The organism is Psychrobacillus sp. FSL W7-1493, assembly GCF_038004905.1.
Lineage (GTDB): Bacteria > Bacillota > Bacilli > Bacillales_A > Planococcaceae > Psychrobacillus.
This window is the reverse complement of the sequence record NZ_JBBOSB010000001.1, coordinates 2,235,981-2,255,095: the sequence shown is the minus strand read 5'-3', so window position 1 is coordinate 2,255,095 and position 19,115 is coordinate 2,235,981. Positions and strand designations below refer to the sequence as shown.

Genomic DNA, 19,115 nt, shown 5'->3' with positions numbered 1-19,115 from the left:
CTTTCCCTTTATACATACAAGTCATTAACTATCTTTAAATAATTGACCCTTGGTGCATATTTTGGAGTTATTTCAATCCCATATTCCTCAAATTCCCCGAGAGTGATTGATTTTCTTCCTCCAGATCGCATTCTATCCCAAAAAAATTTTAAATGCTCGTAAGACAAATAAAAATATCGATCCGTTGTTGAAAAACGAACCAATAGAAAGCTAATACCGAGTTGCTGAACAACTCTTCCCATATGTTCTACTTGATGAAGATGAACGTTTTTTAAAGGAAATGAAGTCTTATTTTCCGTTTCTTTTGCTTCAAAGTCAATATATTTCCCTTTGTATACCCCGTTAAAGTCAGTAGTGGATGGTGTCCTGTAATAAGCTTCTTTTATAACCGCCGAGCTTCTACTTGGGTAATCTACCTTAACGACCTGAATAGGTATTGGTTTTTTATAGATGACAGCAATGTCATGAGCTAGATAGTACTCATTGGCATCATTTATCTCATCTTCTAACGTCTTACCCCTATTACTGAAAGAATAATCCTTTTGCTTTGGGGTTTTTGTTTTCTTGGTAGGTGTATATACCTTCCCATTAGGGTATTGGATAGCCAAGACAATCACCTCTTTTATGATATTAGTTTATCACAAGTTAGTTAGACGAACGAGTAATCAATTTAGTTTCATTTGGCTATGTTAAGGGTTGGGTTGATTTATGATGCAAAGAAATCTTAAATCAGAGAGTAGAATTGATTTTTCGCCCCAGCCGGACGCTTTCCTCGGGGTGAGCGATAAGCCATCACCCATCGCTTACGCGCGTGGTTGTGATGGCTTATCTGTCTCACTCATCCCGTAGGAGTCGCCGTCTGGTGCTCCAATCAATGAATGGAAACAGCTTTAATGTATCGATAGTGCTAAAAATTTACTCGCATAAGCAGCAAAGTTGAAAAACTGTCACCAACACCAATTTCGTCATCTATTTATGATTTTTATTTGAATGTCCTTTTTATAATGTTTACACTCATTAAGTCACTATAACAAAGAATTGTTAGTCAAAATCAACCAATAAATTTAACAAAGCTTTTCATCTTAACCACTGTCGATGTGCCGCTAGTTTTGTCTTATGTATAGAACCTTTGTCGAGTAGGAAGGGATTTATCAAGAAGGAAGGAACTAAACAGTAAAAGGAGAGTGTTAACATGAATAAAATTGAACGTCTTATTGATCAACTAGAGCTTTTGGAATATCTATTGGAGAACCGTTTAAACGAAGAACAGGATCAATTTGAAGAAGATTTTAGTAAATCATCTTTTCGCTTGCTAGGAAAGATGGAAAAATTAGAAAGTAATCTGTAAGGAATGTATGTTCGTTCGAAGCTGGTAATATGCTATGCTTTTTGATAAACTATTACTAGAATGAGAGGGATTACTTTGTCATTAACAAACGTAAATAAACAGCTGCTAATTGAATGTGATAGTTGTATAGAAAGGTTTCACCGTTTTCGTGAAGAAGACCGTGAACCGGATTTTTTTGAAGAAGTAAAGCCATATGCGTATGATATAGATGAATTACTGAATGAATGGGAGCAACTAGTACGTCCTTGGATCCAATTAAAGCGACCAAAATATGTACATCCGAGTCAAATTGATTCGTTACTTGAATCAATGAGACAATTTGTCGTACAGTCCTTTTATAAAGCCACTAGTAAAAAACGTTTTTTAAAGTCTGTACATTCTTCTAAATATACTTTAGAAACCATTCTTCAAGCGTTACAGGAGGTCGGGGAGTAACATGCTAAAAAACAAAAGTATAGCTGAGCTATTAGATGATTGGAGAATTGATAATAATCGATTTCCACAAATAGAGCATATCCATACTGTGGAGGAGAAAGAAGCCGTATATGCTCCTTTTCCACATCAAATGCATCCATCCATCACAAATGCTTTAAAAAAGCGAGGGGTGGAACAACTCTATATTCATCAAAGACAAGCCTTCGATGCTGCTTCCTTAGGGAAATCGTTTACTGCAATTACCCCCACCGCCTCTGGAAAATCTCTTTGTTATCATCTTCCCGTATTGCAATCTATTATGGAAGATCCCACCTCTCGAGCAATTTACTTATTTCCGACTAAAGCGTTAGCACAGGATCAGAAAAGTGATTTAAATGAATTGATTCGGGAAAGCGGGGAGGAGATTTTAAGTTATACCTATGATGGTGATACCGAGCCGGGAATACGCCAAAAGATTAGGAAATCAGGACATATAGTGCTGACCAATCCAGATATGCTGCACTCAGGTATTTTGCCGCACCATACAAAATGGGTTTCACTATTTGAAAACCTTAAATATATTATTATAGATGAAATTCATACATATAAAGGTGTATTTGGAAGCCATGTTGCACATGTCATTCGTAGATTAAAAAGAATCTGTGAATTTTATGGTAGTAGCCCTCAGTTTATTTGTACATCTGCCACGATTAAAAATCCTAAGGAGCTTGCTGAGAACTTAACAAACGAATCACATTTACTTATAAATGAGAACGGTGCACCTGCTGGAAAAAAACATTTTGTTTTTTATAATCCTCCGATTGTACATCCCGTTTTTAATGTGAGACGAAGTGCAGTATTAGAAGTGAGAGACCTTGCACAAGAGTTATATGTCAATGGAATTCAAACGATTGTTTTTGCTAAAAGCAGAGTAAGAGTAGAAATGCTAGTGACTTATTTGCAGGCTCTAGTAAGTAAAAAAATAAATGACCAATCTATTCGTGGTTATCGAGGCGGTTATTTACCTTCTGAACGACGAGATATTGAAAAAGGACTCCGGGATGGAGTAATTCGTACTGTAGTAAGCACAAATGCATTAGAACTAGGTGTAGATATTGGCCAGCTCCAAGCATGCATTATGACTGGATACCCTGGCAATATAGCTAGTGCATGGCAGCAGGCAGGACGAGCTGGGCGTAGGCAGGATGAAGCGCTCATAATTTATGTGGCGCAATCTACTGCCCTAGATCAATACGTAGTAAAGCATCCAGACTATTTTCTTGGACAATCACCGGAAGAGGTTCGAATTCATCCTGATAACATGATTATTTTGATGGATCATCTTAAATGTGCCGCTTTTGAGCTTCCTTTTACGACTAGCGACAATTATGGTGAATTTTCAATTCAGGAATTGCTAGAGTTCTTAGAAAGTGAAGGGGTTCTATTAAAAACAGCAGATAAATGGCATTGGATGTCCGAAAGCTTTCCTGCTAGTAATGTTAGTCTTCGTTCTGCCTCCCAAGACAATGTCATTATAATTGATCAGTCAGTACCTACTAAAACTCGAGTCATAGGAGAGATGGATCTTTATAGTGCGATGACCCTGCTTCACGAGGAAGCTATATACCTTCATCAAGGAACACAGTTTCAAGTAGAGAAATTAGATTGGGAAGAGAAAAAGGCATTTGTTAAAGAAGTGGACGTGGATTATTTTACAGATGCTAATATTGCAATCGAGCTAAAGGTGCTAAGTGAGGATAAGGAAAAAGAAGCTGATATTGGAACACTACGTTTTGGAGACATTATTGTTCTTGCTCAGCCGACCATCTTCAAAAAGATTAAGTTTGATACGCACGATAATATTGGATCAGGTAAAATACATTTACCGCCTTTAGAGCTTCACACTACATCCACTTGGTTTAGCTTTGATAAGCCAAATGACTGGTCGGAAACCTTGCTTTCAGATGCGATGACGGGTGTAGCATATGCTTTGCATTCATTTATACCATTATTTATTCATTGTGATTCTAAGGACATTCATGTAGTCCCACAAGTAAAATCAGTAAACGTGGAGAAGCCTACTTTCTTTATGTACGATAGCTATCCTGGCGGTATTGGTTTATCCGAGAGAATGTTTGACCTATGGAATGACTTAGTTCCAAAAGTTACAGAGCAAGTTGCGAGCTGCCCTTGTACTGGTGGGTGTCCAGCATGTATTGGAGCACAAGATGCTGAAAATAACTTAAAGAAAGAAGTTATAAAATTACTGCATATGCTACAGGTGGATCGTTATGTCATATGAGAAAAAACTATTAGAGATGAAGGGACTTCTGAAGAAGAATGTTCCCGAGAAACAGCCCAAAAAGGAAGTGCCAGAAATTGCACTTCCTTTTTATACAGAACAATGGAAACAAGCTGGTTTAAAGCTTATAAAAAACGAGAAGGGTTTTTTCTTTTTAAAAGAAACATTTTATCGTAAGAAGCATATACATGGAACTATTGGTTTGGATAAGCTGGAGGAGGCAATTTCCTTTATGCAAGAGAGATACCCAAATCATCCACTTACGGTTTCACCAGGTAATCCTTTTTGCTTCTATGATACAGAAACAACTGGGTTAAAAGGGACAGGTGTGCTCATTTTTTTAAATGGTATATTAAAAAAAGCGCCCGGGGGATACTTGCTTTCTCAATATGTGTTAGTAGAGCCTGGGCAGGAAGCAGCGTTTCTGTTAGCTACTGAATTTTGGAAAGATACACAAACTATTATTACTTATAATGGTAAGAGTTTCGATATTCCACAGTTAAATACTCGCTGGACGATGAATCGCAATAATCTTCCGCCATTAAAAGATCATGAGCAAATTGATTTAATGCATTCCTCCAAAAGAATATGGAAAGGTGATTTAGAGAGATTTAAACTAAAGCAAATAGAAGAGAGCAAACTGGGCTTTACAAGAAAAAATGATCTTCCAGGACACTTGGCACCCATTATTTATTTTGATGCAGTAAAACAAGGTGATCCTACTAATCTTATGAGAATTTTAAAGCATAACGAATGGGATATCTTATCACTTGCAACTCTCTATACTTTATCGATAGATCTTTTAAAAAAAGAAGAATCACTAGAAACTGCTAACACTTACACGAATATCGGTAAATGGTTTAAAGACCTAAAATCAAAAGATGCGAGCAATAAATGGTTTGAATTCGTCGTAGACCAATTTTCAGAAAGTGAAACAAGCGTCGCATACTTTTATATTGGGTTACATTTAAAAAGACAAAATCTAATAGAAGAAAGTGTAGAAGCATTCGAAATAGCTTTAAAGGAAATCGACGGGAAATATCGTCTAAAGGTTTTGGTGGAACTTGCAAAGCTTTATGAACATCAGAAGAAAGACTATCAAAAAGCATTAGAAAAAACGCAGGAATGCTTAGATTATTGGAGTAAGACTAGGATGGATTCTCCTAAAGGTTTTGAAGGTGAGCTTCTTAAGCGGGAAATAAGAATAAAAAGAAAAATAGATATTTCCCGGGAAAGCGCACAACCTAACAAAAAACGCACATAATCACGCGAAATTACTCCATTATTCGACACCATTATGCTATAATACGAGTAGCTAATTGTAGACGGAAGGAAGATGCTACATGGAATTTAAACTTAAAGCTTCTGATATATTAGAAAAAGAATTTAAAACGGGTCTTAGAGGCTATAACCAAGAAGAAGTAGATATGTTTTTAGACGATATTATTCAAGACTACGAAGCGTTTGAAAAGAAAATCATTCAACTGCAGCAAGAAAACAAGCAACTTAGAGAAGAGCTAGAGGAAGCACCACGTAAATCTGCTCCCGTACAACCAGCAGCAGGTGCAACTAATTTTGATATTCTAAAAAGATTATCTCATTTAGAAAAACATGTATTTGGAGCTAAATTGTACGAATAATATTATATCAAAAAAGAAAATTTGTGTTTTCATGTCAAATCATATACAATGTAATTACCACTTATTTATTCGGGCAATCGCTGCAATGCTTAGACATTGTAGAGGAAAGTCCATGCTCACACAATTCTGCGATGAATGTAGTGTTCGTGCTTAGTGAAAAAATAAACTAAGGCAGCCTTTTGGCTGACGGCGGGATGAAGGCCTAAGTCTTCGGATATGGCTAACAATCTCTGAAAGTGCCACAGTGACGAAGCTGGATAGGAAACTATACAGGTGGAACGAGGTAAACCCCACGAGTGAGAAACCCAAATTATGGTAGGGGCATTTTCTTGAAGGAATTGAACGGATAGAAAAACAGATATTAATCTGTAGATAGATGATTGCCGTCCACATACGTACGAGGTAGTTCACCGTTTGAGTACCGTGGAAACAAAACATGGCTTATTGAGTTTATGAGTGGCTATAATTAATAATACGAAAAGCTCTCCAATCACGGAGAGCTTTTCTTTTCTTGACTACATATTTTATCATGAGAGAGTAAAACCTCACCCTATACTATTATTTATCTCAGGTTGCTTGATTGATGTCTTAAAGGCAGGTTATTAATGCTTTAATAGAATTGTATTTTATCATCGAGTTAGTACTGAGGGGAAGCAGGTCCTAGAAAGTGAAAAAAGAGCAACATCCCGAAAGCTTTTCTTTGTACCCAAAAGAGCTAGTAGAGAAAGTATTTAATTCCACTACTGAGGGTATTATGATTACGGATGAACATTTAAAAATTACTTTAGTGAATGCTGCCTTTCAAGCGGTTACTGGATATAGCTTGGAGGAGGTTAGAGATAAAACTCCTAGCATATTAAAATCCGGAAAGCAGGACAAATCATTTTACGACTCCATGTGGAAAGAGTTAGACAAAAAAGGAATTTGGCAAGGTGAAATTTGGAACAGAAGGAAGAATAGTGAAGTATACCCTGAGCACTTAAAAATTACTAGAATTCAAAACGAACTAGGCGAAACTACACATTATTTTGGAGTGTTTTCTGATATTTCCATAAAAAAAAGTGCAGAAAAAGAAATAAAGACATTGACTTCAACGGATTATCTCACAGGTTTACCTAACAGGTTCTCTTTTAATGAATTGTTTTTACAGTTAATTGAAAACTCGACTCCAAATAGCTTCAGTGCACTTTTGTTTATCGATTTAGATCGTTTCAAGCAAGTGAATGCATCACTTGGAAATGAAATAGGAGATAGAATTCTAGTTGAATTTACGAAACGTGTCAGGCATATAACACCAAAGGATAGTATCTTGGCAAGGTATGGTGGAGACGAGTTCTTACTTGCACTTTCACATATTAAATCACATATAGATGCTGGCCAAATTGCTATTGAAATTATTAAAATGCTAAGCAAGCCATTTATAATAGATGATTTGGAAATTTATTTAACCGCTAGTATAGGAATCAGCTTTTTTCCTCAAGACGGACAAGAAATAGATGAACTTATTCACAAGGCAGATAAGGCAATGTACTTTGCTAAGCATAATGGCCGTAATCAATATGCATTTTACTTTGAAGAGTTGAAGAGAGATTCGAAAAGGCTGCTGTTATTGGAGGCTGAACTGAGAAAGGCGATACAAGCAAATGATTTCTCCGTCCATTACCAGCCTAAAGTTTCCTTGGAAACAAAAACCATTATTGGAGTAGAGGCTTTAGTAAGGTGGGAAAATGATCAGGTAGGTACTGTATCTCCAGCAGAGTTTATCCCACTTGCTGAAGAAACTGGCCTAATCATCCCATTAAGTGAGTTAATTATTAAAAAAGTATGTTTAGATATCCTTGAATGGAGAACACTTGATATTAGTAATATTTCAGTATCCATTAATATTGCATCTATACATTTTCAACAAGATAATTTTATTGAAAGAATAAACAACTTGGTAATGCAATATAATTGTAGTCCACAGCAGCTTGAATTAGAATTAACTGAGCGCACTATTATGAAGGATTCTAATAATATTATATCTAAGCTTATAAAGCTTAAAAGTAATGGATTTAAAATTTCTATTGATGATTTTGGGACAGGATACTCGTCCTTGAGTTATTTAAACCAATTTCCTATAAACTATTTAAAAATTGATAGAAGCTTTATTCAGCACATAACCACCTTAAAGGATAAACAAGCAATAGTGGAATCTATTATTTTAATGTCACATCGTTTGAATATTAAGGTTGTAGCTGAAGGTGTAGAAACGAAGGAACAAGTAGAAATTCTAAGGGAAATGAATTGCGATATTATCCAAGGATACTATTATAGCAAGCCAGTTCCAAGTAAAGGGCTAATGGATTTCTTAGAGTTATGGGAGATCCATAAGCAAGAAGGGAAGGTATAATGACAACATTTAAATTAGTAGCTACTGCTGCAATGGGGCTAGAGGCAATCGTTGCAGAAGAAGTAAAAGCACTAGGATATGAAACAACAACTGAAAACGGAAAGGTATATTTTGAAGGAGATGAAAGAGCAATTGCAAGAGCTAATACATGGCTACGAGTTGCAGACCGTGTAAAGATTGTAGCTGCTCAGTTTCCTGCCAGAACCTTTGATCAACTGTTTGAGAATACTAAAGCGATTCAATGGGAGAAGTTCCTCCCTGTAGATGCTGCTTTTCCTGTACAAGGCAAATCAGTCAAATCAACATTATTTAGTGTTCCTGATTGTCAGGCTATTGTTAAAAAAGCGATTGTAGAAAGATTAAAGCTAGCCTATAAACGAATTGGGTTTTTAGATGAGTCCGGGGCTACATACAAGATAGAAATTAGTATATTGAAGGATGTAGCGACTATTACCATTGATACTAGCGGAGCTGGACTGCATAAGCGCGGTTACCGACATGGTCAAGGGGAAGCACCTTTAAAAGAAACCTTAGCAGCAGCTTTAGTAAAAATCTCTAAATGGAGTCCCAATAGACCTTTTGTTGATCCTTTTTGTGGTTCCGGTACAATTCCAATTGAGGCAGCCATGATTGGGCAAAATATTGCTCCAGGATTTAACCGTGATTTTCATAGTGAGGCTTGGGCTTGGATGCCTCAAAAAATTTGGGATGATGTAAGAAATGAAGCTGAAGATTTAGCCGACTATGACCAACCTTTAGAAATAATTGGTTCAGATATTGATCATAAAATGATTCAAATTGCAGAGCAGAACTCTTTTGAATCAGGCTTTGCTGATTTAATCAGCTTTAAACAAATGCAGGCAAGCGACTTCTCTACGGACCTAATGGATGGCGTGATGATTGGTAATCCACCTTACGGAGAGCGTATAGGCGAAATTGAAGAAATTGAGAAAGCTATTAGTGACCTAGGACATATGATGGAAAAATATCCTTCTTGGTCAGTTTATATGTTATCTTCCATGGAGAATTTTGAAAATCTGTATGGTCGTAGAGCAACGAAGAAACGTAAATTGTTCAATGGGTTTATAAGAACAGATTACTATCAGTTTTGGGGTAAACGTTCATAACAGTAGGGGAGACTAAGCTCTCCCTTGCTGTTATATTATATTTAAGGGAGTTAGAAAATGAAGCAAGCTTTACCATTTAAATTATCTAAGGACCGTTCTTTCTTTGAATCATTAGGAGACTGGATGGGAGACGTTTTATACGATGAATTACCCGAAAAAGGATTTGAATGTCGTGATGAGCAAATTTTCATGGCTTATCAAATTGAAAAAGCTTTAAAAGAGAAAAATGTCTTGTTTGCAGAGGCTGGAGTAGGTACAGGAAAGACGATAGCTTATCTACTACCTGCTATTTCTTATGCGAGATATACTGGAAAACCAGCACTTATCGCCTGCGCTGATGAAACACTAATAGAGCAGCTAGTAAAAGAGGCTGGCGATATTTTTAAGTTACAAAATTATTTAGATATAAAAATAGATGTGAGATTAGCTAAATCACGCAATCAGTATTTGTGTCTTAAAAGACTAGAAGAGGCTCAAAAAAATGGAGAGAATGACTTCTTCATAGAAGAAATTGAAGATGGTGTTCCTGATTTTGTTTATGGTTCTGCTTCTCTACAAAGCATATTTCCTTTTGGTGAAAGAAGCCAGTTTCCTGGAGTTTCGGATGTAGATTGGCAAAAAGTTAACTTCCATCCTACTCAACAATGTACAGTTTGTGATTTACGCAATCGATGTGGGCAAACTATTCACCGTCAACATTACCGGGAATCATCTGATTTAATCATCTGCTCGCATGACTTTTTAATGGAGCATCTTTGGACAAAAGACTCTCGCATTCGTGAAGGGCAGCTACCTTTTTTACCTGAAGTCTCTATGATTGTACTGGATGAAGGACATCTGTTAGAATTTGCAGCTCAAAAAGCACTTACATATGAAGTGCAGAGTGAAACACTGATCCGTTTACTAGAACGGGTGATGGTTGACGGGGTCCGAGAAAAAACGTTAAATCTTATGGAAATACTTCAAAATACACATGAGAAAATTTTTAGTGTATTAAGAGTGGGAAGTGTTACTGAGGAAACCGAACGTATGAAAATTGATAAGTCACCTCAACTAATGCAGCTATGTAAGCAGGCGATTAAAATTACAGACGACTTGCTTGAGGAATTTGTATTTGAATCGGAACTGTTTACGATTCCAGAATATGAGCTAAGAATGGTAGAAGAATTTTTAGAGCAGTATTCATTCTCGCTAAGGCTGTTTACAGAAAAAGGTGATGGCGTTGAATGGCTAGAAATAATCGATGGCTATGAAACACTTATTATTATGCCAAGGCTAGTAACGGATATTTTAAATGAAAAGCTATTTAGTACTAAACTGCCTGTCATTTTTTCTTCTGCAACTTTATCCATAGAAAAAGATTTTACTTATTTGGCAGATTCTTTAGGAATTGAGAAGTATCAATCATTTTCTGTACCATCACCATTCGACTATGATGAGGTTATGAAAGTTACAGCTCATCATGTTAGTCAAGTAGAAAAAGTTCAAGAAACAGATAAGATATTGGATTCTACTAGTCAAACCCTCATTTTGTTTAAGTCTAAAGCTGCGATGGATCATTTTAGAGCATCGACTCAAGCCAAGGACATTGCTTTTGAAGGGGACCGTGAGCTTTCGACTATTGTAAAGGAATTTCAAAATGGAGAATTCTCTACGCTTTGTTCTTATCATTTATGGGAAGGCTTAGACTTACCTAAAGAAGCTTTAACTCGAGTAATTATCTATGATCTGCCATTCCCACCTGTAGATCCTTTATTCGATGCAAAACGTTCGTTTTCTAACGATCCCTTTGAAGAAGTAGAATTACCGTTTATGCTGCTTCGACTTCAACAGGGAATAGGACGTCTTATCCGTACGTCTGATGATCACGGTGAAATACACCTTCTTCTAAATGAGTCTGAAGCGTTAATAGAAGATCGCTTTGCACGTATCTTACCTACAACCATTTCAAATGAATAGTACTAAATTTTAACCTTTTACTTTAGAGTATCGCCATGAAATTACTCGAATTCCTTCTTATTATAAGGAATTTGTGAAATCATATGACGATCTTTGAAGTAAAAGGTTTTTTTTTGAACGAATTCCTTCTAACTGAATAATATAAATAATACAGGGCAAACGTCTCAAGTAATAAGAGAAAGGTGGGGTTAATCATACCAAATATAGAGGATGAAGTTGTCTTTACGAAAGAAGAGGCTGTTACATTTAATATTGCTAGTGACTTTCACTACAATAATTCAGCGGGAAAATTGACTGTTCCATGGTTTGATTATGGTGCGTTCGTTGAAATAAATAACAATCAGAAGAAATGTATATGCTTTTCAGTTTTACAACCAGTAGAATCGGCTGAAGTGGAAAGTGATGACCAAGTATCAGCAGATGATAGCATAACTGACATAGAAGAAATATATGCGTCTGATATTAAAAAAGTAAAACGACGTACTTTTAAAAGAAAACGGCGCAGACGATTTATAGACACAGTACCATCTGAAGATAATATTATGATAAATGGCCCTCAAGAAAATACAAAGGAAAATAGTTTATTCAATTTTTTAAGGGAAGAAAAAAATTCACTTAAGCCATACTATCTGCTATCAAATCATAAAAATAAAAGTAAACAGCCAAATCAACTAAAATATATTAGGGCTTATTTGCCAACACCGAGCCGTAAAATAAATCATGTATTAGAGTATGAAAATGCAGATTATAATCATGAATTAGAAGTGATGGCTTACATTGAGTCAGAAGAAGAACCAACAGAATGGAATACCACAGAACAAACACCGCTCCAGGATTCTTCCTTCTTTATTGAGCCGCAAGCAATTGAGATCCCTTCCCTACAAGAAGATTCAAAAGAAGAGGAATCTATAGAAGAAACAAACATTCCTACAATACCTTCCTACGACAGTAAAGAGGAAATATTAGTTTTAGGAAATGATGTAGATTATTCTTCCATAGAAATTGCTCATGAAATAGATCCATTAGATTCCATAACTAAAGAATTAGAATTTACTAATGAAGATAGTATAAGATTTATGGATGAAAGTCTTCGAGACACGTATTTGTCTGTAATGATTAGTAGTCTGAAAAAAATTCTTGCTAGTAAAGAAGCGGTTGAAAGTGAAGACCTCAACACGTTACCAGATAACACTCTCCAAGATTATCAAGAGGAAGACATATCTACTATAGAAAAAGAATCTCTTTTAGAGGAAGAGGAGATATTACTCACTAACTTAGTTGCAGAAGAAGATTCTCAAGAATCAGAGGAAGTAATTTATAAGGTAAAGGGACCCACCTCTAATATAAAAACAAAAACGATATATATTCCGTTTTCTACCTACGTAGATATTGAAGATTTTATGAACCCTGCACTTTATGGTAGTGCAAAGCAAGAAGGGTATAATTTTTTACCTACAAACAACGATCATTTCCCTCTTTTAGATACAGTATTTTTTGATAGTATGTACTTTTTTCAAGAAGATCTCTATTGCCATCTGTTAGGTTATAAAGTGCATGAAATTCTCTTTTCTGCTCATAACAATGACTCACAAAAACTATCTGTAGCAGAAAATAACCTATATAAGTCCCAAGTTAAAGTTAGACATAATTCAGGACAAAAGGAAAATAAGCTCCCGTTAGCGGTGCATATTAAAGTACCTGTAATTATAGGGGAGTATGATGTTGAAATAAGCTTAAAAAGAGCCTTGGATTTGGAAGAAAGAGTAGTTAATATTAAAGAATTATCAAAGGATATTCAATTGGCTTCTTGTAAATTCATACCTTCCTCTTTCGAGCAATCCAACGAAGAAGGTGTTCAACAGGCAACGAGAGGAAAGCTGTTAATAGAAGGGACTATTATACAAAGAATTGAATATACGGTGTTGTCGGAAAGCGAGGAAAAGCTAAGGAAAAAAGATTTACCGTCTGAATCGCCTAAAGTGCAACAAAATGCTGTAATTGAATTAGTTTTGCAGCTTTTACAAGTTCAGAAAGTGTATTATCCATTCACAAAAAAATAAACTCCACTTGTACTGTAATTTTGTTAGTGCAAGTACCTTTTTTAATGTAGCCATCTCTAACGAATGAGTTCGTTGGTGATGGCTTATTTAATTGCTGATTATTAATTCCTTTAAGCTGTAGGCGACGAGTCCAGTGGGATTACTGCTATATACGGTTCCTAGCCCCATCAAGAGAATGGCGATTATGAATTTGATAGAGCTAGTAAAATTTAAATTATTGGTTGTGAATAGTATGAGGAAATCTCTAAGCTATATTACACAGAAGAGTTATTTAAACAGTTAAATAGATAAATAATATCGACATAATTTACGTTTCTGTGTCTATTGCTTATACATCCATCGGTGATTTTACATAACTTAAAACAGAAATGAATTAATTTCGCAAAAAATGAATGGAGGAAATTTTAAATGAATGAAGAGAACGGTTTAAACAATGGCGATTTGTCCAATGTTTACCCATGTCCGGTAGATAATGCAAGGTCTCTACCACAATTACAGGATGAACCTGTTGATCCTTGCGTAGTACCCGATAATTTTTACCCGATTATTAAGGTGCCAGCTGTATTGGCGGAAACTACAATTCAAATAGTAGTAGAAGCAGATATATTATTAGATCCACCTGCAAGCGAAATCAAAAGAGTACACAAGGATGTATTCTTGACACAATGTAAGCTTGTACCGGTAAGGTTTGATCCGATGGATTCTTGCGATGGCTCTCGCAGAGTTACTAGAGCTAAATTATTTGTTGAAGGATTTATTAGAAAGGACATCGAATACGCAACTGATGATTGTAACGGTGTAATTTACGATCGTATTGCTTCCGTACCTTTCACAGGCTTTGCTGACCTAAATGGGTCTGATTTTATTCTATACCCTATCATTACTAAATCTTCTGAAAGTCAATCCCGTTTCATTAATCCGAAAAACAGTGAAATGCCTCGTTTAGATAAGTATTTCTTTGAAAACAGTACTTTCTATAATGAGCAGCCTTATTGTGAATTGGTGAGAGCTGAGTTTTTCGAGCTTGACTACTCTCCGTGTTTAGTGGATATGCGCGATACTTTTGATACGCTTACAGAGAAAATGGTAGTAGACCTAACTTTAAAAGTACTACAAATTAGACAAGTAAGAGTACGGTCAGAGGGGTAAAAATTTAAATAATAGACAAAGCCCTATTTGGGTGGGCGTGTGCTTAAATATGTATAATGATATATACATTTTTAAAAGGGAGTGCTCTAAAAGTCAGAAATTTGGCTTTTACGGGTAGTCCCTCTAACGCCTTGTCCATACATAGAAACTGCTAAAGTTTGTAAACGACGAGACGATCAACAAGTGCAAGATTATAAAAACAAAAAGAGAGACTGTTTATATGAACAGTCTCTCTTCCTTCGTATATACTTAAAAGAATTATAGTTACCAGAATTTATAACCTTTTGAACCTGGAGGAGCATTTTGAATCATATCAAACACCGGAACCGTATAAGCAAATAAAATTAAGAAAATACAAATCGTTAACCATATTTTCCAGTTTTCGAGTGCCATCGGTGTTTTTTCTGCATTTTCGGATACTTCTCCAATTGGAAATTCTGTATCACCTTTAGGAGCAAACCATACTAATTGAGCTACTATATATAAGACTAAGATGATACCGATGAATAAAATTGTACCGCCAACTGCTTGTGCGATTTGGTAGGGAACCCACTCGGCTGCCTGGGCAGATTCACCATAGGTTGAGAAATCTGATCGGCGGGGGGCTCCCAATAATCCAGCAATATGCATTGCTCCAGACATAATGGACATACCTACTGCCCAAACAATACCTTGTATAATAGCTAGCTTATTCATTTGTTTAGTCAACACTCTACCAGTAAGGTGGGGGATTAACCAATAGGCTGCTCCAAAGAATGTTAAAACGACAGTTGTTGCTAAAGTAAGATGGAAATGACCTGTAACCCAGATAGTATTATGTACTACTTGGTTCATTTGGTTAGATGCATTGATAATACCACCAGCCCCAGCAGGGATGAAGGCAGCCATTCCGATAAATGGTACTAGGAATCGCGCATCCTTCCAAGGTAGCTTTTTAAACCAGCCAAATACGCCTTTTCCTCCAAGCTGTCTTCCACGAATCTCAAATGAAGCAAACATAGAGAAAGCAGTCAGAAGGGAAGGTATAACTACCATCATTGTTAAAACAACTTGCAAGTACTTCCAAAATGAATCAATACCTGGCTCTGTCAATTGATGATGGAATCCAACTGGGATAGAGAAGATTAAGAAAAGCATAAAGGATAATCTTGCTAGTGCGTCCGAATAAATTTTACCTCCAATAATTTTCGGGATGATCACATACCAAACCATATACGCTGGTAATAACCAGAAGTATACTAATGGGTGACCGAAATACCAGAAAAGTGTACGAGAGAGTAAAACATCGATTTTATCTACCCAGCCTAAAGACCAGGGGATTAATTGGAATACTACCTCAACTGCTACACCAAGTGAACAAATAATCCACATAGTTAAATTTACAATAACCATAAAAGTTAATAATGGGCTAGGTTGCTTTGGATTTGCTTTACGCCATTCCATATATTTCATGATCAAGCCAGCTCCGCCAATCCATGAGCCTACTACAACTAATGCCATCCCAACATAGAAAATCCAATGCGCTTGAAGTGGTGCATAAAAAGTATACAACACAGATGCTTCGTTTAATAAAACCATTACTGCAGCAGCAGTAGTGCCGGTTGTCATTGTCCAAAAACCAATCCAACCTAGTGTTCTCTGTTTATCTGTTAATGTGCCGGAAGTACGGCTAACAGCAGCAATTTGAAAACCAAATATAAAGTAAGTAGTTAAAATAAGTCCTAATAAAACACCATGAACAGTTAATAATTGATAGTAACCTATACCCCAAGGAAGGGTGAATTGCCCAGAACGTACAAGGGTTTGTAAGAGTCCGCAAAGTCCTCCTATTAATAGTGCAATAAAAGCTACATGAATATGAGCCATTGCAAGCTTGCCATCACGACGGTCAACTTTCACAAAGCTTTGGGCTTTTTCTGTTATTGTTGCCATGTTACTCAACCACCTTTAACTTCGATGTCATAGACGTGTGTCCTACACCGCAATATTCGTTACATAAAACTAAATACTCTCCAGCTTTATCTACAGTTGTTACATATTCTGAAACGTAACCTGGTTCAAGCATCATATTAATATTTGTATCTACTATCTGAAAGCCATGTATAACGTCTTTCGTTGTTGCTATAAATTTAACCGTAGAACCTAGTGGAACTTCAAATTCTTGTGGGTTATAAAAGAATGCGGATGCAACTACTACTATCTCATAATCCCATTCTTTACCTTCTACTTTGTGAACTCCTGGGTTATTGAATGGAGCAATCTCGTCTACTCGCTCAGGATCAATATATACTTTTGCACTTGGTGGATGTGAACCATAGTGGAAGGCGCTAAAACCAACTATTATTAAAAATAAAACTAGTGAACTAACTCCAAATGTTATCCACCATTTTTCATACTTGTGAATATGCATAACCTTTAACCTCCATTAGTTTAAAATCTGTCAATAAATAAATAGAATGCAAAAAACCAAGTGACTAATATAAATAAACCGACAACGCTAACTGAAATGAGCGTCCCTTTTAGTTCTGGTTCTTTATTTTGTTTTTTGGACATTTGTCTTACACCTCCAAAACTTTCCTTCTTTTTCTATAGGTACATCATAAATTTAAAAAAACAAAGTTGATGTGATATTTATCACACATACAAAGGTTATATGTGAAGATACTGTGAAATAATTTGAAAGTAACAGAAAAACAAATAGGGAATGTGATAAAAGTTATGATTTACGTTATTTTTTATCGGGGTAATTGAAGTGTATAGAAGGATCAACGTACTTTTATGTTGGCTTTGTTAAAGAGTAGGGTTGATTTTATGATGCAAAGTAAATTCCATTTATTGATTGGAGCGCCAGACGGCGACTCCCTCTTAAAATGTAGTCGTACCAATGGTTTCATTACGTATTTTAAAGTGAAAAAAATTTTTTTAACTCGTCTAACTGATCTTTTGCACCCTTATTAAACCACTTATTAAAAATATTGGAAACGAAGGCTGTGCTCCGCTAAAAATCTTGGTTAAAAATTCCATAAATATACTATTCTTGGATGCACTCTGTTTCTCTGCAGAACTTATGATGACGTACCCTCCCATATCTCTTTGCGTCGCACGCATACATTCCTTCGTTCGGTCTAGTCATAAGGCAGAGGCCGGCTATGCTCCAGCAGGGACTTGAAGTCGAATGTCGCGGTTGTGCCAGCTCTCTATGTCATCCAACTAAGTTAAACAACTAATGAAATGGTTCACGCTGCCGTTTGAAGAACAGTCAGGTCTTGTATCATGCGTTCTGACTGAAACATCTGTTTCTTCGTACAGAGGCCATGTGCGATTTTTAATAGTTTGCCACATAAGACCACCATGGCTTCTTTCTTTCTTAAAGGGTTTACTGGGCGTTCAATATAATAATGATACAGTGCCTTAAAGGCAGGATTGTAACGAATCATAGGCAAGATGGCTCGGAAGAGGGCTGCACGCAATTTTCTGCGTCCTCGTTTAGAAATCTTCTTTTGTCCCTTTTGTTCACCCGAGGAGTTCTCCCGTAATGTCAGTCCCGCTAGTTTGATAATTTGGCGTGGACTATGAAAGTTAGTGAACGGCCCTACCTCTGATAACAGCTCGACGGCTGTATTGGGGCCGACCCCCTCGATAGATACCAAAAAGAGATAATCGGGCATATTCTGAGCGATTTCTTGTAACCGTTCTGCCAGTAATTCATACTGTTGTTGAACGAGTCTATATTGCATAACCAAGGTATGAATCTCAAATCGAGCCATCTCCAGGCCTTCGGTCAACCCGATCGAGATTTCAGCGGCTTCCTTGAGTTTAACTATTTTGGGAGAAGAGACACACTTTAACCCAGCAACCTCTTTGTAGAAAGGGAGTAGCTCCGCCACTTCTTTTTCTCGAAGGTCCTCTGGTAATGGTGTTTTCTCCAGCACTGCCAGGGCGGTTTTCCCGATGTCTTTAAAGACATGTTGGAATTCTGGGAAGAACCGATCTGTCCATCGAATGATTCGATTGGTAATGATGCCAAGCTCTTTCTGAAGCGAGGCGCGATGGGATGCACCATTGCGCAGTTCCGCTTCGATGCCTTCTAAAATGCGTGGGAAGCTGAACCGCCCATCGCGGATTAGCTTGGCGATGACCATCGCATCCTTCACATCGTTCTTTGTCTGTAGATTGTCATCCAATTCTTTGGATTTCTTCACGTGACTAGGATTCACAAGCACATAGCGGATGCCATGCGCTGTTAAATGGGCCGCTAGGTTCATCCAGTAGTGTCCCGTTGGTTCGAACCCAACAAGGATTTCTGATTTCTCGTGTTTGTTTTTTAATGCGAGTAGCTGTTCATAGAAGGTCGTAAATCCTTCTGCCGACTGTCTGATAGGGAATGACTTATGCAATACTCGTCCACGGTCGTCTACAGCACATGCGTAATGTTTGCGCTTGGCGATATCGATCCCAATGACCAACGTCTTTTCACTCACTTGATTAATTTTATGATTCGTACTATTATTCATAAGAGGCCCTCCTATATATGTTTTGAGTATTCAATTGGTTGTTGTTACTCTAGCATCATATAAGAGGGTTCTTTTTTTTTCAAGAGCCTGTAAAGTAATCATACAGGAATGCTCCAGCGGGATGAGTGAGACAGATAAGACATCACAACCACGCGCGCAAGCGATGGGTGATGGCTTATCGCTCACCCCGCGGAAAGCGTCCGGCTGGTG

At 36.9% G+C, this 19,115-nt stretch carries 15 protein-coding genes and 1 other RNA gene; 11 read left to right on the top strand and 5 right to left on the bottom strand.

What is annotated here, in order from left to right; all coding sequences use genetic code 11:
• Positions 1–8: 8 nt before the first annotated feature.
• Positions 9–608 (bottom strand): Holliday junction resolvase RecU, encoded by a 600-nt coding sequence (gene recU, locus MKX96_RS11390; RefSeq protein WP_251555874.1) that lies wholly within the window; start codon positions 606–608, stop codon positions 9–11.
• A 584-nt stretch (positions 609–1,192) separates the two neighbouring features.
• Between recU and MKX96_RS11385 the strand changes: the two genes are divergently transcribed.
• The 11 genes from MKX96_RS11385 (at position 1,193) to MKX96_RS11335 (ending at position 14,391) form a co-directional block, all read left to right on the top strand.
• A complete protein-coding gene (locus MKX96_RS11385) occupies positions 1,193–1,348 on the top strand; it encodes a hypothetical protein (protein ID WP_169359545.1) in 156 nt (51 codons plus the stop codon).
• A 75-nt stretch (positions 1,349–1,423) separates the two neighbouring features.
• On the top strand, positions 1,424–1,783 hold the full coding sequence (locus MKX96_RS11380) for a YppE family protein (RefSeq protein ID WP_298469388.1): 360 nt from the start codon (positions 1,424–1,426) through the stop codon (positions 1,781–1,783).
• Position 1,784: 1 nt separating this feature from the next.
• A complete protein-coding gene (locus tag MKX96_RS11375; RefSeq protein WP_298469391.1) occupies positions 1,785–4,064 on the top strand; it encodes a DEAD/DEAH box helicase in 2,280 nt (759 codons plus the stop codon).
• Positions 4,054–5,328, top strand: a complete 1,275-nt coding sequence (locus tag MKX96_RS11370; protein WP_298469394.1) for a ribonuclease H-like domain-containing protein — start codon at positions 4,054–4,056, stop codon at positions 5,326–5,328. Before MKX96_RS11375 ends, MKX96_RS11370 begins: the two co-directional genes overlap by 11 nt.
• Before the next feature lie 79 nt (positions 5,329–5,407).
• Positions 5,408–5,704, top strand: a complete 297-nt coding sequence (gene gpsB, locus MKX96_RS11365; protein ID WP_340883691.1) for a cell division regulator GpsB — start codon at positions 5,408–5,410, stop codon at positions 5,702–5,704.
• Between the two features lie 65 nt (positions 5,705–5,769).
• Positions 5,770–6,153: RNase P RNA component class B (gene rnpB, locus MKX96_RS11360), an RNA gene on the top strand.
• A 218-nt stretch (positions 6,154–6,371) separates the two neighbouring features.
• A complete protein-coding gene (locus MKX96_RS11355) occupies positions 6,372–8,096 on the top strand; it encodes a putative bifunctional diguanylate cyclase/phosphodiesterase (protein WP_340883689.1) in 1,725 nt (574 codons plus the stop codon).
• A complete protein-coding gene (locus MKX96_RS11350; protein WP_169359540.1) occupies positions 8,096–9,223 on the top strand; it encodes a THUMP domain-containing class I SAM-dependent RNA methyltransferase in 1,128 nt (375 codons plus the stop codon). Before MKX96_RS11355 ends, MKX96_RS11350 begins: the two co-directional genes overlap by 1 nt.
• Before the next feature lie 57 nt (positions 9,224–9,280).
• On the top strand, positions 9,281–11,182 hold the full coding sequence (locus tag MKX96_RS11345) for an ATP-dependent DNA helicase (RefSeq protein ID WP_298469402.1): 1,902 nt from the start codon (positions 9,281–9,283) through the stop codon (positions 11,180–11,182).
• 182 nt (positions 11,183–11,364) lie between these two features.
• Positions 11,365–13,242, top strand: a complete 1,878-nt coding sequence (locus MKX96_RS11340; protein WP_340883688.1) for a DUF7852 domain-containing protein — start codon at positions 11,365–11,367, stop codon at positions 13,240–13,242.
• A gap of 408 nt (positions 13,243–13,650) precedes the next feature.
• Positions 13,651–14,391: a CsxC family protein gene (locus tag MKX96_RS11335; protein ID WP_340883687.1), complete on the top strand. Its 741-nt coding sequence runs from the start codon at positions 13,651–13,653 to the stop codon at positions 14,389–14,391.
• A 264-nt stretch (positions 14,392–14,655) separates the two neighbouring features.
• Here MKX96_RS11335 and MKX96_RS11330 read toward each other — a convergent pair whose 3' ends face one another.
• The 4 genes from MKX96_RS11330 to MKX96_RS11315 form a co-directional block, all read right to left on the bottom strand.
• A complete protein-coding gene (locus MKX96_RS11330; protein ID WP_169359536.1) occupies positions 14,656–16,323 on the bottom strand; it encodes a b(o/a)3-type cytochrome-c oxidase subunit 1 in 1,668 nt (555 codons plus the stop codon).
• Between the two features lies 1 nt (position 16,324).
• On the bottom strand, positions 16,325–16,801 hold the full coding sequence (locus MKX96_RS11325; RefSeq protein ID WP_298469411.1) for a cytochrome B5: 477 nt from the start codon (positions 16,799–16,801) through the stop codon (positions 16,325–16,327).
• Between the two features lie 20 nt (positions 16,802–16,821).
• A complete protein-coding gene (locus tag MKX96_RS11320) occupies positions 16,822–16,944 on the bottom strand; it encodes a cytochrome c oxidase subunit 2A (RefSeq protein WP_298469414.1) in 123 nt (40 codons plus the stop codon).
• A 683-nt stretch (positions 16,945–17,627) separates the two neighbouring features.
• Positions 17,628–18,905: an IS110 family transposase gene (locus tag MKX96_RS11315; RefSeq protein WP_340883163.1), complete on the bottom strand. Its 1,278-nt coding sequence runs from the start codon at positions 18,903–18,905 to the stop codon at positions 17,628–17,630.
• Between the last annotated feature and the right edge of the window lie 210 nt (positions 18,906–19,115).

What these genes read in the sequence shown, in the direction of transcription:
- MKX96_RS11385 (WP_169359545.1), top strand. Translation starts at nt 1,193, where the DNA reads ATGAATAAAATTGAACGTCTTATTGATCAACTAGAGCTTTTGGAATAT.
- MKX96_RS11375 (WP_298469391.1), top strand. Translation starts at nt 1,785, where the DNA reads ATGCTAAAAAACAAAAGTATAGCTGAGCTATTAGATGATTGGAGAATT.
- MKX96_RS11370 (WP_298469394.1), top strand. Translation starts at nt 4,054, where the DNA reads ATGTCATATGAGAAAAAACTATTAGAGATGAAGGGACTTCTGAAGAAG.
- gpsB (WP_340883691.1), top strand. Translation starts at nt 5,408, where the DNA reads ATGGAATTTAAACTTAAAGCTTCTGATATATTAGAAAAAGAATTTAAA.
- MKX96_RS11350 (WP_169359540.1), top strand. Translation starts at nt 8,096, where the DNA reads ATGACAACATTTAAATTAGTAGCTACTGCTGCAATGGGGCTAGAGGCA.
- MKX96_RS11345 (WP_298469402.1), top strand. Translation starts at nt 9,281, where the DNA reads ATGAAGCAAGCTTTACCATTTAAATTATCTAAGGACCGTTCTTTCTTT.
- MKX96_RS11335 (WP_340883687.1), top strand. Translation starts at nt 13,651, where the DNA reads ATGAATGAAGAGAACGGTTTAAACAATGGCGATTTGTCCAATGTTTAC.
- MKX96_RS11330 (WP_169359536.1), bottom strand. Translation starts at nt 16,323, where the DNA reads ATGGCAACAATAACAGAAAAAGCCCAAAGCTTTGTGAAAGTTGACCGT.
- MKX96_RS11325 (WP_298469411.1), bottom strand. Translation starts at nt 16,801, where the DNA reads ATGCATATTCACAAGTATGAAAAATGGTGGATAACATTTGGAGTTAGT.
- MKX96_RS11320 (WP_298469414.1), bottom strand. Translation starts at nt 16,944, where the DNA reads ATGTCCAAAAAACAAAATAAAGAACCAGAACTAAAAGGGACGCTCATT.
- MKX96_RS11315 (WP_340883163.1), bottom strand. Translation starts at nt 18,905, where the DNA reads ATGAATAATAGTACGAATCATAAAATTAATCAAGTGAGTGAAAAGACG.